We start from the raw sequence: 15,476 nt of genomic DNA, 5'->3' as shown, positions 1-15,476 counted from the left end.
CCGAGATTTTTATTAAGAATCAATTCTTCTGATATCAGCGCCAATAGCTCTCAATCTCTCATCAATGTTTTCGTAACCACGATCGATTTGTTCAATGTTTTGAATGACAGATTTTCCTTCTGCAGAAAGTGCTGCGATTAGAAGTGCATTTCCAGCTCTGATGTCTGGTGAAACCATTGTTGTTCCTCTCAAAGGCGTTTCTTGATTCATTCCAATAACAGTTGCTCTGTGTGGATCACAAAGAATAATTTGTGCACCCATATCAATCAATTTATCAACGAAGAATAATCTGCTTTCGAACATCTTCTGATGAATCAATACAGAACCTTTTGCTTGAGTTGCTACAACCAAAATAATTGATAACAAATCCGGAGTGAAACCTGGCCAAGGTGCATCAGAAACCGTCAGGATAGAACCATCAATGAATTTCTGAACTTTATAATTTTCCTGAGACGGAATATAAATATCATCACCTCTTTGCTCCAATTCAATTCCTAATTTTCTGAATGTATTTGGGATAACGCCAAGCTGGTTCCAGTTAACGTTTTTAATTGTGATTTCGGACTTTGTCATTGCTGCCAATCCAATCCAAGAACCAATTTCTACCATATCAGGAAGCATTGTGTGTTCCGTGCCGTGTAATTTATCAACCCCTTCTATAGTTAATAAATTAGAACCAATTCCTGTAATGTTAGCGCCCATTCTGTTCAGCATTTTACATAATTGCTGTAAGTAAGGTTCGCACGCTGCATTGTAGATTCTTGTTTTTCCTTTTGCTAAAACTGCTGCCATTACGATGTTTGCCGTTCCTGTTACAGAAGCTTCTTCTAATAGAATGAATTTTCCATTCAGTTCTTTTGCGGTTAAAGAGTAGAATGCTTCTTCCTCGTCATAAGAAAACTCTGCGCCTAGTTCAACAAAGCCTTGGAAGTGTGTATCCAATCGTCTTCTTCCGATTTTATCTCCACCTGGCGTTGGTAAATAAGCTTCACCAAATCTCGCTAACATTGGACCCAAAATCATTACAGAACCTCTAAGTTTTGCACCGTCTTTTTTGAATTCTTTAGATTTAATATAATCGAAGTTAACTTCGTCTGCTTTAAAGGTATAATCTCCTTTTCCGTTTTTGGTAACCTTAACATTGAAATCCTGAAGAATCTCAATTAGCTTATTAACATCCTTGATGTCAGGGATATTGGTAATTCTTACCTCTTCTTCGGTCAACAAAACAGCACAAAGAATCTGCAAAGCTTCATTCTTAGCACCTTGTGGCGTAATCTCACCACTTAATCTTTTTCCTCCTCTTATTTCGAAAGCTCCACTCATTATCTTCTTTTATTTTTATGGTTTTGGAAGTTGTTTTTTCTATTGTTATTTTGGTTTCTATTATTGTTATTTTGATTCCTATTGTTGTTATTTCTATTATTGGCATAATAGATTTTGCTTTTATCAAGAGAGTCAATTCCTGTAAGATCCAAACGATTATCAGAAAGTTCTTTCAAATGGCGGAAAATAACATCATCCTGAACATGTTCTTTATTATAAACATTGTAGGACTTTTTCATATTGTTAGCAATCACTTGGATTAAGGCTTCTTTTTCTTCACCTTCTTCCAGAGCAATAGCTTTTTCAATCAATTGTAGGATGCTTTTTCCATAGAATTTATAGGCATTGTCCAAAGACGGATAATCCATTTTTCTAGGTTTTGTGATCAGATCTTCTGCTGTAAGAATTGGATATGGAGAATCTACATCCAGCTCATGATTAGCTAAAATAAAAAGATGATCCCAAAGTTTGTGTTTGTAATTTTCTTCATCGCGCAGATGTGGATTTCTTTGTCCCATAAACTCGATGATTCCAACTGCCATTTCATTACGTTCTTCCTTAGATTCAAGGGTTTTGCAATGCTCTACCAGCTGTTGTATATTGCGCCCATATTCGGGCATTAGTAATTGCGGTCTTTCGGTATTATAATCCATAATGTTGCAAATATAAAACATTTCGAGTTCAAACTTTAAAATTCAAAATCGAGTGATTGTTTTTTCTTTAATTTGTATTGTCAGGCTGAGGCTCTCGAAGCCTTTTTTGTATTAAATTTATTTTTCAATAAATTTTTTCCTCTGTTCAGCATTCGGAAGAAAACATTGGTTGTCTGCCAATTTCTTTCGATTTCTGGAAACCAAATTATAAAACTGATTTCCAACAAAATCTGGAAGAATTTTTCCAACCGAAGCCAAAGAATAAATTCCACCAATTTCTGCAGCAATTTTTAAGATAGCTTGATATTTAGATAAATAAAAACGCTCAGGTTTCCAAAGATAAAGCGTGTCAAAAACTTTATTGGGTAGATTTCTGTCAGTCAAAAAATTCTGTCCAAATTCAGATTGAAGAGAAGAAAACAAAAACTTATCTTTCTTATCTCTTTCCAAAATCCACTGCACCCAATGATTACAAAACCCACATTCTCCATCAAAAAAAACAATGAATTTATCTTTCAAGTTTACTGAGATTTCTGTTGTCATAATGTATTCGAAGTGTCTATTTCTTTTTGAACCTTTCTGAAATAGTCAGCCAATTGTTTTCTTTGTTCATCAGTCAATTTTGCATCTTGATGTCCTAATGTATAACTTTCCAACGGCATTTTCTTTTGCTCCACATATTCCGCCGCTTCTTCCAGTTTATGCGCCTGTCTTTTCGGTTCGTAAGTTGCAAATGTAGAAAAATTAAGTTCTTTTCTACCCTCATCAATATGATTTTTCAACAGCCAAGCAATAGGCTGAATATTACTGTAAAACGGATATTCAGTTTCATTAGAATGACAATCATAACAAGAGTTTTTGATTAAGTTCGCAATCGGTTCAGGTGTGTTTTTGATTTTCAGAAAGTCCATTCCGTCGTTAGTCGAAGGATTTGTTTTATCAATCGGAAAAAATTGGATGATGATGAATGCAACAATCAGTACAATTAATATTTTTTTCATAGTTCAGATTTTGAATTGATAATTACAAAAAGCTTTCCAAGTTTTCATCGATATTTTTTAGGAGCTAATCCTGCTATCCGCTATATCTTTTCTGTCATTGCGAACGAAGTGAAGCAATCCATAGAAATTTTCACCGCAAAGACAAAAAAGGATGCCGCTACTATCAGGGCTAGTGAGCAATTCAATGTTTAAATTAATTCCCCTGTCGACAATCAACCAACAACTCTCAATCAAAAAAAACGTATCTTTGCAAAAAATTTGGGCTCTTAGAGTAAGAGTAACCCATTAATAATTTTATTATTAAACAATTTTATGTCAAACATTGTCGCTATCGTTGGACGTCCCAACGTAGGAAAATCCACATTATTTAACCGATTATTAGAAAGAAGAGAAGCCATTGTAGATTCTACAGCAGGTGTAACGCGTGACCGTCATTACGGGAAGTCCGATTGGAATGGCGTAGATTTCACAGTAATAGATACAGGTGGTTATGATGTAGGAACAGAGGATATCTTCGAAGAAGAGATTCGTAAGCAGGTTCAATTAGCAGTTGATGAGGCTACTTCTATCATTTTTATGGTGAATGTGGAAGAAGGTCTTACAGATACAGATCACGAGATTTATAACCTTTTAAGAAAAGCTAACAAACCACTTTATTTGGTGGTGAACAAAGTAGATTCTGCGAAGGAAGAACTTCCTGCGACAGAGTTTTATCAATTAGGTATTGAAAAATATTATACATTATCTTCTGCAACTGGTTCGGGAACTGGAGATTTGTTGGATGATGTTGTGAACGATTTCCCGACAACAGATTACAAAGATCCATTCGAAGGTTTACCAAAAATCACAATTGCAGGTCGTCCAAATGTTGGAAAATCAACATTGACGAATGCTTTACTTGATGTAGAAAGAAATATCGTAACTGATATTGCGGGAACAACCAGAGACAGTATCCAGACTTTGTATAACAAGTTCGGACACGAGTTTGTTTTGGTTGATACTGCAGGGATGCGTAAGAAAAATAAGGTTTCAGAAGATTTGGAATTTTATTCTGTGATGCGTTCCATTCGTTCTATTGAGTTTTCAGATGTTGTGATAATTATGGTAGATGCAACTTTGGGTTGGGAATCTCAGGATATGAACATCTTTGGTCTTGCTCAGAAAAACAGAAAGGGAATTGTGATTGTTGTAAACAAATGGGATTTGGTAGAAAAAGATACCAATACAACTCGTGATTTCGAAGCAGCTATCAAGAGCAAAATCGGACAGTTTACAGATATTCCAATCTTATTCGTTTCTGCTTTGACGAAACAAAGAATCTTGAAAGCTGTTGAGGTTGCAATGGAAGTTTATAATGACAGAGCTAAAAAAATCAAAACGTCTAAACTGAATGAAGTCATGCTTCCTGTTTTCGAAGCGTTACCACCACCAGCTATTAAAGGGAAATATGTGAAAATCAAATATTGTGTACAGTTGCCAACGCCGTCGCCGCAATTCGTATTTTTCTGTAATCTTCCACAATATGTGAAAGAGCCTTACAAGCGTTTCACTGAAAATCAATTGAGAAAACACTTTGGATTTACAGGTGTTCCAATCGAAGTTTATTTCAGACAAAAATAATTTTCAACCCTTTCAGAGCTTAGGTTCTGAAAGGGTTTTTTATTAATTTTAAATATTCATATATAAAAATCACAATAACTAATGCTTACAATATTATCAGATAATTTCTCTCTCGTCAATTCTTGGATCAATGATTTAAGAAACGTTGAAGTACAGCAAGACCGAATGAAATTCCGTAGAAATATGGAGAGAATCGGGGAAATTGCTGCTTTTGAAATCAGTAAAACTCTTGACCAAAAAGAGCTTGAAATCATAACACCTCTAGATAAAATCACAGTAAAAGAAATTGAAACGCAACCAGTTATCACAACTATTTTAAGAGCTGGAGTTCCATTGTTTCAAGGAATTTTAAATTATTTTGATAAAGCAGATTGTGGTTTCGTAGCGGCTTATAGAAAACATGATGCGAACGACTATTTTTCTATCAAACAAGATTATTTGACTTGCCCAAAATTAGATGGTCGTCCATTGATTGTTGCTGACCCGATGTTGGCGACAGGAGCATCTTTAATCGAAGCCATCAAAGATTTGTTGACCAACGGAAAACCAACTTCCATTCATATCGTTGCTGCAATTGCAAGCAGGCAAGGTGTTGAAACGATTCAAAATGCTTATCCTGAAGCGAAAGTTTGGATTGGTGCTTTAGACGAGAATTTAACTTCAAAAGGTTACATCACGCCAGGTTTGGGAGATGCAGGTGATTTATCTTACGGAGAAAAACTACAACGATAATTGTTAGTTGTTAATTGTTGAATTTATCATTAATAATTAATCAAACATCCATCGCCATCACCAAAATACTGATTTTTACATTCTTGGAATTATTGAGAATTTCCCACGCGATATTCGATATTGTGTTTCCGGTCGTGTAAACGTCATCAATTAAAAGAATATGCTTATCATTGATATTTTCCGTCAATTGGTAAGCATTTTTTGTTTTCAGTCTTTCACTTTGATTTTTCTTTGCCTGAGCTCTGGAGTGCTTGATTCTTTTCAGTAAAGTGTGATTCACAGGAATGTTATAATGCTTAGATAGCTCATTTACAAAAAGATGAAGCTGGTTGTAACCACGCTGTTTTAGTTTTTTATAATGAAGCGGAACAGTAACTAATAAATCAGGTTTTTCATTATTAAAATCAATTCGTTCAGTTGTCCAATTCGCTAAGACTTTTCCAATTTTTTCTCTGTGATTATATTTTAATTGATGAACAATTCTCTGCGCAAGACTTTCCTTTTCATAATATAATAAGGAGAAAGCGTTTTCGACAGGAATCAATAATGAAACTTTTTCCGTCAAGGAATTATTCTCGTAAAACTGATGATTGGAGAAATTAACCTTATCCAAACACAATTCGCAAACAACATCTTTTTTGTCAATCAACTGATTGCAATCCAGACAACGATTGGGAAAAAGAAAGTCAAAAATCATTGTCCTAAATTAATGATTTTCTGATTTTCTCAATCGATTTTTTCATATCGAGATTAAATTGCTCTTTTTCAAGTCTTGTTGGAGGCGCTTGTCTCACATCACAATTCTGAATACTGCAACTTTCGCAAGTCACACCAACTTCAATAGTTTTTAAAGTGGAAGATTTTGCGAAATTCAATTTTTTAATCGTTTGATTATTGAGCAGAATTCCCAAACAATAACTTCTGTTGCTTCCGTCGGAAAAAGGATTTTTTTGCGAAGTGGAAATCACGAGATAACTCACGCCTTGGTCTTTGTAATGCGAGATTTGAGCATCGGTCAAAGTCTCATTTTCTTTGAGATGATGCAGGTTTTTCACAGCAACCCAACGTCTGCAGTAATGCTCGTTGGTAGCGTTGGAATGTGGCGCTTGCTGATGATTAAGATGTAATTCTTTTAGAATATTGATTTTATCCGAATCATCTTTCTTCACAAAGCACAAATAAAACAAATCTCTAATACCAAATTCCGAGGTCAAAACATTGGTCAATCTGTAATAAAATGTTTCCGGCGAATCTGTGAAATGATTAATTAATGCTTCGAATTTATCAGATTCCCATTGTTTTTGGTCGAAGAAATCCGAGGTTTTTTCAATCAGTTCTTTTTTCGAAATCAAGAAACAACCTGCAAAATAAGAGGCGTAAAAATTATTGAGGATTTCTTCAAAACTTCCGAAATCCAGCCAAGAATAAGTATTGGGTCTCGGATTGAGTTTCAAAACATTGAAGCCGATTTCTTTTGCGAGAATGAAGGTTTTTTGATTAATGTCCAATCGCTCATTCAAAAGCAATAATTTCTTCTCAGGAATATATAATGAGCGAAGTTTGTTCAAAGCGTAATCTCCCGAAAAATCCTTTGATTGAATATGATAACCGAATTTTTCTTTCAATAAGTTTTCAAGAATTTCGGTTTTGAGGTTTTTATTAAGTTCCAGTTGATTCTCATTCGCAAACTGAATCGCTTTTTCCTCAACTTCCGGAAAGTAATTATCATACAATTCCTGAAAAGAACGCATCACAGCAAAATAAAATCGCTCTTTTCCGAGGTTGTAATTCTGAGAAATTTCTATCAATGCATTGATGAAAGCTGTTACTTTTTTGGGTGCATCGCTGATGATGCTGATGAGATTATTCTTGTTGATTCCGAACAAATCCAACGGAATTTCCTTAAAAAAATCTGATTGCAAAACGTCATTAATTGGCGTCAGGCTTTTATCCAATTTAGTTGAAACCAAATCATCAAAAGTGCAATGTAAAGCTTCTGAAAGCTGAATTATTTTGTCGTGTTTCGGATACTTTTTTCCATTTTCTATTTCGTTGAGATAGGATTTGGAAAGTCCGGTTTTGGTTGCAAGGTCTTGCAGAGACCAGTTTTTTTTCTGTCTTTGTTGTTTCAGTTTTAGTCCAAAAACCACGCGTATATAGTCGCTTTCTGCAATCATAGAATCAAAGATAAATATTAAAGCGATTATTCGCATAATAATTTTTATAAAAATTTAGCGAACGTTCGCTAATTGTGAAAATATTTTTTCTATATTTGTCAAACCAAATCACAAAATATTTTAATTATGGAAACGGTGAGCCAATTAAAAATTTCCCCGAATACCAAGTTTCAAGAGGTTTTTACTGATGAATTGAATGATTTTTTAATCAAACTTCACAGGAATTTTAATCATACTCGGATTGAATTGTTAGAAGAAAGAAAGAAAACGCAATTGAGATTTGATTCAGGAGAATTGCCATCTTTTCCATCAGAAACAATTCATATCAGAAATGGAGAATGGACTTGCGGGGAAACGCCAAAAGATTTGTTGGATAGAAGGGTGGAAATCACAGGTCCGGTTGATAGAAAAATGATTATCAATGCGCTTAATTCCGGAGCAAATACTTTTATGGCGGACTTTGAAGATAGTAATTCTCCGACTTGGGAAAACTGTATTCAAGGGCAAATCAATTTAACAGATGCTATTAATAGAAATATTGATTTTACTAATGAGCAAGGCAAATCTTACAAACTGAATGATGAAATCGCAACATTGATTGTTCGTCCAAGAGGCTTACATTTATCCGAAAAAAATATTGAGATTGAAGACGAACTAACTTCCGCATCATTAATGGATTTCGGAATTTATTTTTTCAGAAATGCTAAAGCTTTGATTGAGAAGGGAACTGCGCCTTATTTTTATCTTCCAAAATTAGAACATTATAAAGAAGCCCGTTGGTGGAATGATGTTTTCATTTTTGCTCAGAATTATCTAGACATCCCACAAGGTACAATCAAAGCGACTGTTTTGATAGAAACTATTACGGCTTCTTTCCAGTTGGACGAGATTCTTTTCGAACTGAAAAATCATAGTTCCGGACTCAATTGTGGACGTTGGGATTATATATTTTCTTATATCAAGAAATTCAGAAATCAAGCTCAGTTTTTAGTTCCAGATAGAGACCAAGTGACGATGACTTCACCTTTTATGAATGCTTATTCCAAAAGAGTGATTGAGGCTTGCCACAAAAGAAATGTCCACGCAATGGGCGGAATGGCAGCACAGATTCCTGTGAAAAATGATGATGAAGCTAATGAATTGGCTTTTGAAAAAGTTCGAAATGACAAAGAACGAGAAGTTCGAAATGGTCACGATGGAACTTGGGTGGCGCATCCGGCTTTGGTTTCTGTAGTGAAGGAAATATTTGACCAATATATGCCGGAGAAAAATCAGATTGATAAAAAGTTTGACCACAAAATAAAGGAGTCCGAATTGCTGGAAGTTCCTGCCGGAACAATCACGGAAAATGGCGTTAGAAAAAACATCAATGTTGGAATCCTCTACATTGAATCTTGGTTAATGGGCGTTGGAGCTGCTGCGCTTTACAATCTAATGGAAGATGCAGCAACGGCGGAAATTTCCAGAACTCAGATTTGGCAGTGGTTGTACCACGATGTTGTTCTTGAAGATGAAAGAACTTTGACAAGAGAATTGGTTCTACAATGGGAAAAAGAAGAGCTTTCCAGAATCAAAAGATATGTTGGAGAAGAACGATTTACAAAAGGGAAATTCAATCTCGCAAAAGAGCTTTTCAATGAATTGATATTCTGCGATAAGTTTGAGGAGTTTTTAACACTAAAAGCTTATCCATTTATTTAATCGTAAAAAGTATAATGTACAAAGTAAAAAGTACTTTTTACATTATACTTAATACGTTGTACAATAGTATCACACCAAATCACAAAATATTATGCAAACAAAACAAGAAAAAATCCAGGCTTTGGAAAAAGATTGGTTGACGAATCCGAGATGGATTGGCGTTACAAGACCTTACACGGCAGAAGAAGTGTTGAAATTAAGAGGCTCTTACAAATTAGATTACACGATTGCGACAGAAATGTCTCAAAAACTTTGGAATAAACTGAACAATCAAGATTGGGTTGCGGGACTAGGTGCTTTGACAGGAAATCAAGCGGTGCAGGAAGTGGATGCAGGATTGGAAGCGATTTATTTATCAGGTTGGCAAGTTGCAGCAGACGCGAATCTTTCAGGAGAAATGTATCCTGATCAATCTCTTTATCCGGCAAACTCGGTTCCATCTGTGGTTAAGAAAATTAATAATGCGTTGCTGAGAGCAGACCAAATTCAATCGGTTAACGGAGGCGGAGAAAAAGAATATCTTGTTCCGATTGTTGCTGATGCGGAAGCGGGATTCGGAGGGAATCTGAATGCTTTTGAATTGATGAAACAAATGATCGAAGCCGGTGCTGCAGGCGTTCATTTTGAAGATCAATTGTCTTCTGCTAAAAAATGTGGACATCTAGGCGGAAAAGTTCTGGTTCCGACTCAGGAAGCGATTAATAAGCTGATTGCAGCAAGATTGGCTGCTGATGTTTGTGGCGTTCCGTCTGTGATTGTTGCGAGAACTGATGCGGATGCAGCAGATTTATTAACTTCTGATATCGATGATAGAGATAAAAAATTTGTGACAGGAGAAAGAACTTCAGAAGGTTTTTATGTTGTTAATAATGGAGTAGAACAAGGGATTGACAGAGGGTTGTCTTATGCGCCTTACGCAGATTTGATTTGGATGGAAACTTCAAATCCGGATTTGGAATATGCAAGACGGTTTGCGGAAGGAATTCACGCTAAGTTTCCAAACAAAATGCTGGCTTATAATTGTTCACCGTCTTTTAACTGGGCTGCAAAATTGACTGTTGAAGAAATGGAAAACTTCCGTGAGGAGTTGGCGAAAATGGGATACAAATTCCAGTTTATCACATTGGCTGGCTTCCACGCTTTGAATACGGCTATGTTTGAATTGGCCTATGCTTATAAAGAAAGGGGAATGGCAGGTTATTCCGAATTGCAGGAAAGAGAGTTTGCGCTTCAATCCAAGGGTTTCCGTGCTGTGAAACATCAATCGTTTGTTGGAACAGGTTATTTTGATGAGATTCAAACGATTGTTACCAACGGAAAATCTGCAACTGTTGCAATGAAGGATTCTACAGAAACTGCACAATTTCATTAAGGCTCAGAATCCATATTATAATTGTTGAATTTTCGAAATATGTCAACAAAAAACCCTGATTTCTTAAAGTCAGGGTTTTGAATTTTATTGAAATGATTAGCTACGTGAAATTTGTAATATTTCCATATCATAATATTTGATTCTCATCTCTGAAGAACATTCGATAAGAGAAAATTTTGCAATATTAGAATTATATAAATTTAAATTATGTTCAACAATTGCATCGCTTGCAAGTTGTGATGTAAAAGCAAGTACAAACGTTTTTTTTCTTGTGTCAAATAATTTTATAAATTCATCTAAACTTAAAGAGTTAAAGTTTCTTCCTTTCTCAACTAATTGTTTATATATTTTTTCTAAAAATTTTTTATTATCTGAACCTAAACAATCTTTTAATCGTTTAGCGGATATCAATATTTGGTTAGTAAGTTCTCTCATACTAGCTGTGAATCCTTGCTTTACGTGTGTTAAATAAATGTTGTTGTCATCAAAATAAATAATATCGCAAAGTTCAATGCCATCTGATATAATTGTGTCTGTAACAAAATAATTAGCCAAGTTATCATATTTTAAATTGTATAGCCCTTCTCTAGTTAATCCAAATTCCCAATTTTGATTCAGAAAGTTGTTTTGTAGTTTATAAGTGCTAAGTATATGTTTTGTTTGTACTTTTAAATCGTCAATAAAAGAATTTCTTAAAAAATACCATTTATTGTCAATCAGAAATATTGATTGGTTTTCTATTTTAAATTCAGAATTAAAATGAAATAAGAATGATGCATTGCGGGTATTTATTTTATTTTTATAACAACATATTCTTATTCCTTGTAGGAATACCATAAAATTGAATTTGTTGAAATTTTCAATTTGTGAAATTGTATATTTGATAACTTCAGAATAAATATCTTCTTTATTGTTAATTGTTTTAAAAACTCTATGTCCACCTTTGTCGGTTTTTTCTTTTAATCGAAATTCATCGGCTTCATAAAAATCTTCAATGCTGTTTGGATTGCAAAAATCAAATTGAAAGTTACTAATATTAGCGGTTCCAATTGCATAGGCGATGTCATCATAAATTTTATCAATAAGTAAATTTTTTAAATTATTTTCAATATAAAGTTTATCTTTAATTTCCTCATATGAGCTTAAAAAATCTGAAGGAGCCAATTGCCTTATAATACTAAACTCTTTTATTATTCTGTGAAGAGAATTGAAATTTATATCTTTTTTTATTTTAAAACCTTTTCCTGTTGTGATATTTATACGAGGATTTTTTTTGTCTAATAAATATTTGAAATAATCTTTGGATGTTTTCTTATTTAATTTTATATGAATTTCTTGAGGAACTTTTCCAAATTTTATATAGTCAATTATTTTGAAATCATCACGATATTGTTCACTTAAGCCAGCTCTATTTCCTGTTATGCCTCTAGATTTTATTGAAGTAATGCTGTCTTCTGTAGGATTGATAATTCTTGAATACCAATCAATTCCGAAGCTTTGGTCAATAAACGGAAGTATTATTTTATATGCATTTCCACCTATAACTGAATAAATGTCATATTCATTTTCAATGAATAAAACTAATGATAGTTTTTGTTGAGTAAAGTTCTTATCTAAACGTAGTTTTTGTGGGAAAAAATTTTTCCAATCAGATTCTATTTCTTCGGTGTTTAGGGTGAAAAGATGATAATGAATGTTTTCGATATGAAAAGTATTGATTTCCTCTAATGAAATAGATGCTTTATATTCTTTTAGGATTTTTAAAATAATTTGTTCGTTTTCTAATCCGTTCAGTTTTAAATTATTTTTGTCAATTCTATATATTGTAGGAATGATATTCATATTATTATTTTTGAATAAAATTAAGAAAAAATGGAAACTTTTTAATAATTTTTAAAATATGTCAACAAAAAACCCTGATTTCAAAGAAGTCAGGGTTTTGAATTTTATTTGGAATAGGAAGATAATTAATACAATAGTTTGTAATATTCGTCCGCCATTCTATCACTTCCGAATTGGACTTTCACATCATCCATTGCGGTTTGTACGATGGTTCTCCATTGATCTGGCCTTTCGTAATAAGCTGGGATGATTTCGTTTTCCAAAACATCGTAAAGGTTGTCCAGGTCAAATTGATCCTGCTCAATGGTTGGCCAGTTGTTGTAATCTGCTTGAGGAACTACGAAAGCGTTTTCGCCGTGTCTTGCAAATTCTGGGATCCAACCGTCATCTGTAGAAAGGTTAACGGAACCATTCATAGAAGCTGTCATTCCGCTGGTTCCTGATGCTTCTCTTGGAACTCTTGGGTTATTTAACCAAATGTCAGAGCCTTGTTTTAGGGATTTACTTAAAGCTAATTCATAACCTGTAAGAACCGCCATATTTTTGTAATTCTTGCTTTCTTCCACCAGGTGATTGAAGGTGGAAATTGCGCCGTAATCCATTGGGTAAGGTTTTCCTGCCCAGATAATCTGAACCGGATGCTCTTTGTTTTCCAATAGTTTTCTGAAACGCTCTTTGTCCGCCAAAAGAAGATCTGCTCTCTTGTAAGCAGCAAAACGTCTTGCCCAAACGATAGTTAATACTTTGGTATCAAAGATTTTCCCTGTTTGGTCTGCAACGATTCTGAAAGCTCTTTTCTTGAGGTAAGCTTTTCTGGTATCAAACTCCTCGTTGTCTCCGTTTTCTTTGTGTTTGTAAAGAGCTTTGTCTCCCCAGTATTTGAATTCCTGAGCATTGGTGATGGATTTGATTTCACAGATGCCTGGATATTTGTTCCACATCTCTCTGGAAACTACACCGTGCAATTGGGAAACACCATTCGCAATTCTCGCCATTCTCAATGCACAAAGCGAGTGGTTGAAACGGTCATCATTCACGCCTTCGATTCTCTTAACTTCATCGATGGTTAGGCCGCAGAAGTAAGACATATCGTGGCAAAGGTGGATGTCGTGCTTCTCGTTACCTGCTTCCTCTGGTGTGTGGGTTGTGAAGACTAATTTCTCCTTCACTTTTGCAAGATCGCCGCCGTATTTTCTCAATAGATAGAATGCAGCTGGCAAACCGTGCGCTTCGTTCAGGTGGTAAACATCTCTTTCAAGATTGATTTCGTCTAGCAACTTAGCACCACCTTTTCCTAGAAGGATATATTGAGCAACTTTGGTAGACTCGTTGGCGTCGTATAGTTTGTGCGTGATGGTTTTTGAAAGGTGATCGTTTTCTGGTACATCTGTACTCAAGAAAAACATTGGGCAGGTCTTGAAGGTTTCCGGATTAAGGTACCATACTTTTACCCAAACTGGCGCATTGTGAATCTCGATTTGAAATTTAATGCCTGTATCTTCCAAAAAGCTGTACATTTTCTTGGTCCAGATTGGGTTCAGGGTTTGATCCATATTGCGGCTTTGGTCGTAGTAACCGTACTTCCATAAGATTCCGATACCTACAAAATCTTGTTTTAGGTTGTAAGCGCTTTTCATATGAGAACCAGCTAGGAATCCCAAACCACCACTATAGATCTTCAAAGCTTGATCTATCGCAAATTCCATAGAGAAATAAGCGGTTTTTTTAGAATAATCTGGATTGATGCTGTAAGGCATCTTGAAGTTTTTAAAATCCATTAGTTTAATAATTTTTAAGGTCTTGTCTATATGGTTGCAAATATAATAAATAGTTTTGGATGGGATGCAGGTAGCGGGTTGCAAGGTTGCTAGATGTAAGTTAAGGGGTTCTTGGTTTGTGGATTTTGGTGGGGATGCTCTTAGATTGATGTCTTGCTTCTCGTACTTCGCATTTCGTAATATTTTTATACGGGATTATACGGACTATCTACGGGGTATGTACGGACTATCTACGGGGTATGTGTGTTTGGGGTGATGGTTGATGGTTGATGGTTGATGGTTGATGGTTGATGGGTTGATGGTTGTTAATGGGGTTCATACATCTATAACTTACAATTTTGTACCTCATTATATTAATTTTAATTCATATAAGTGTTTTGTAATCAATAATTTATTAACTTTAGAAAGGTTTAATTTCTAAGACAATCAATATGATTTACAACGAAGACCTCGAAAAGAATTTGAACATTTGTGTTGCTTCCAAAAACGGCAAAACCGATGATTTGGTTAAATGGTATGATGCTATCAGTAAGGCTAATCTTTGTGAGCGCGAGGAGTATCAAAAAAAAACAGAACTGCTGCTACTGAACAGTTTGTTTGCTCATTATCCAGATATCGAGATCGAAAACCTGACTGGAGAAAGCCCGGATTTTATCATTAAGTATCAAGGTAAAAGAATTGGTGTGGAGGTTTCGGAGGTGATAAACCATCTTGAGCTCAAGAAAAAAGAGAGCTATATCAATCATATCTTTCGTACGGTAGAGAAGTTGTTGTCTGAATATAAAAGTCTTTCCGGGATCTATTATCTTAGCATCGATTATCACCAGGAGGATTTTTACCAACAGCCAGAGCAATTGATAAAGGAGATATCGTCTGCTATTACCAATAACAAGAATACTCAATTTGTAAAACATATCAGAAGAACGCCCCACAACAAGGGCGTTCTTTTGTTTTTAGAATACCGGTTTTCTTTGTTTGATGAGCTTCATTCTGAAAAAATCCGAGAAGTCATCGAGAAAAAGAATAATAAGTTTGTGCTTTATAATGAGAAAGCCAAAGAATGCTGGCTGGTGTTGGTTTCTAATATGTATAATATCGCATCCCGATACTCCTACATCCACGCCAAGGAAGAGCTGAATAATATCAGCAGTCCGTTTTCCAAAATCCTGCATATCGAGAATCTGCATAGCCAGATGATGGTGATAAAGTAGATGAGTTGCTTAGTTAATTAGTTGTTTTGTTGAATTTTGTCTTGTGGCTTATATTATTGGGGT

The 15,476-nt window shown here is 34.9% G+C and carries 13 protein-coding genes; 5 read left to right on the top strand and 8 right to left on the bottom strand.

All coding sequences use genetic code 11. From position 1 onward, the window contains the following. Nucleotides 1-12: 12 nt before the first annotated feature. The 4 genes from murA to RTY06_RS00915 all read right to left on the bottom strand — a co-directional run bounded on the left by murA (nt 13) and on the right by RTY06_RS00915 (nt 2,980). Entirely contained in the window at nt 13-1,326 is a 1,314-nt protein-coding gene (murA, locus tag RTY06_RS00930; RefSeq protein ID WP_312822126.1) for a UDP-N-acetylglucosamine 1-carboxyvinyltransferase, read from the bottom strand. Then, nucleotides 1,326-1,979 (bottom strand): DUF4290 domain-containing protein, encoded by a 654-nt coding sequence (locus RTY06_RS00925; protein ID WP_312822125.1) that lies wholly within the window; start codon nt 1,977-1,979, stop codon nt 1,326-1,328. Before RTY06_RS00925 ends, murA begins: the two co-directional genes overlap by 1 nt. 117 nt (nt 1,980-2,096) lie before the next feature. Next, entirely contained in the window at nt 2,097-2,522 is a 426-nt protein-coding gene (locus RTY06_RS00920; protein WP_312822124.1) for a DCC1-like thiol-disulfide oxidoreductase family protein, read from the bottom strand. After that, entirely contained in the window at nt 2,519-2,980 is a 462-nt protein-coding gene (locus RTY06_RS00915) for a heme-binding domain-containing protein (protein WP_312822123.1), read from the bottom strand. Before RTY06_RS00915 ends, RTY06_RS00920 begins: the two co-directional genes overlap by 4 nt. Before the next feature lie 312 nt (nt 2,981-3,292). Between RTY06_RS00915 and der the strand changes: the two genes are divergently transcribed. Continuing rightward, nucleotides 3,293-4,600 (top strand): ribosome biogenesis GTPase Der, encoded by a 1,308-nt coding sequence (der, locus tag RTY06_RS00910; RefSeq protein ID WP_312822121.1) that lies wholly within the window; start codon nt 3,293-3,295, stop codon nt 4,598-4,600. An 81-nt stretch (nt 4,601-4,681) separates the two neighbouring features. After that, nucleotides 4,682-5,332 carry a uracil phosphoribosyltransferase gene (upp, locus tag RTY06_RS00905; protein WP_312822119.1) on the top strand — a complete coding sequence of 217 codons (651 nt, stop codon included), beginning with the start codon at nt 4,682-4,684 and terminating at the stop codon, nt 5,330-5,332. Nucleotides 5,333-5,372: 40 nt separating this feature from the next. Here upp and RTY06_RS00900 read toward each other — a convergent pair whose 3' ends face one another. Together RTY06_RS00900 and RTY06_RS00895 are read right to left on the bottom strand one after the other, a co-directional pair. Further along, nucleotides 5,373-6,029: a ComF family protein gene (locus tag RTY06_RS00900; protein WP_312822117.1), complete on the bottom strand. Its 657-nt coding sequence runs from the start codon at nt 6,027-6,029 to the stop codon at nt 5,373-5,375. A gap of 4 nt (nt 6,030-6,033) precedes the next feature. Continuing rightward, nucleotides 6,034-7,545 (bottom strand): XRE family transcriptional regulator, encoded by a 1,512-nt coding sequence (locus tag RTY06_RS00895; protein ID WP_312822115.1) that lies wholly within the window; start codon nt 7,543-7,545, stop codon nt 6,034-6,036. A gap of 90 nt (nt 7,546-7,635) precedes the next feature. On the opposite strand from RTY06_RS00895, the gene aceB reads away from it, so the two are divergent. Together aceB and aceA are read left to right on the top strand one after the other, a co-directional pair. After that, nucleotides 7,636-9,210, top strand: coding sequence for a malate synthase A (aceB, locus tag RTY06_RS00890; RefSeq protein ID WP_312822114.1), 1,575 nt, complete (start codon nt 7,636-7,638; stop codon nt 9,208-9,210). Between the two features lie 91 nt (nt 9,211-9,301). Beyond that, on the top strand, nt 9,302-10,582 hold the full coding sequence (gene aceA / locus RTY06_RS00885; protein ID WP_312822113.1) for an isocitrate lyase: 1,281 nt from the start codon (nt 9,302-9,304) through the stop codon (nt 10,580-10,582). A 96-nt stretch (nt 10,583-10,678) separates the two neighbouring features. Here aceA and RTY06_RS00880 read toward each other — a convergent pair whose 3' ends face one another. Both RTY06_RS00880 and glgP read right to left on the bottom strand, forming a co-directional pair. Continuing rightward, complete coding sequence (locus tag RTY06_RS00880) at nt 10,679-12,424, bottom strand: TIGR04141 family sporadically distributed protein (protein WP_312822112.1); 1,746 nt, start codon at nt 12,422-12,424, stop codon at nt 10,679-10,681. 125 nt (nt 12,425-12,549) lie between these two features. Further along, complete coding sequence (gene glgP, locus RTY06_RS00875; RefSeq protein WP_312822111.1) at nt 12,550-14,202, bottom strand: alpha-glucan family phosphorylase; 1,653 nt, start codon at nt 14,200-14,202, stop codon at nt 12,550-12,552. Nucleotides 14,203-14,633: 431 nt separating this feature from the next. Between glgP and RTY06_RS00870 the strand changes: the two genes are divergently transcribed. Further along, a complete protein-coding gene (locus RTY06_RS00870; RefSeq protein WP_116031462.1) occupies nt 14,634-15,413 on the top strand; it encodes a hypothetical protein in 780 nt (259 codons plus the stop codon). Nucleotides 15,414-15,476: the final 63 nt, after the last annotated feature.

The sequence above is a fragment of the Epilithonimonas sp. genome, from assembly GCF_032055105.1.
In the GTDB taxonomy this organism is placed as follows: Bacteria; Bacteroidota; Bacteroidia; order Flavobacteriales; family Weeksellaceae; genus Epilithonimonas.
This window is presented reverse-complemented; position numbering and strand designations above follow the sequence as displayed.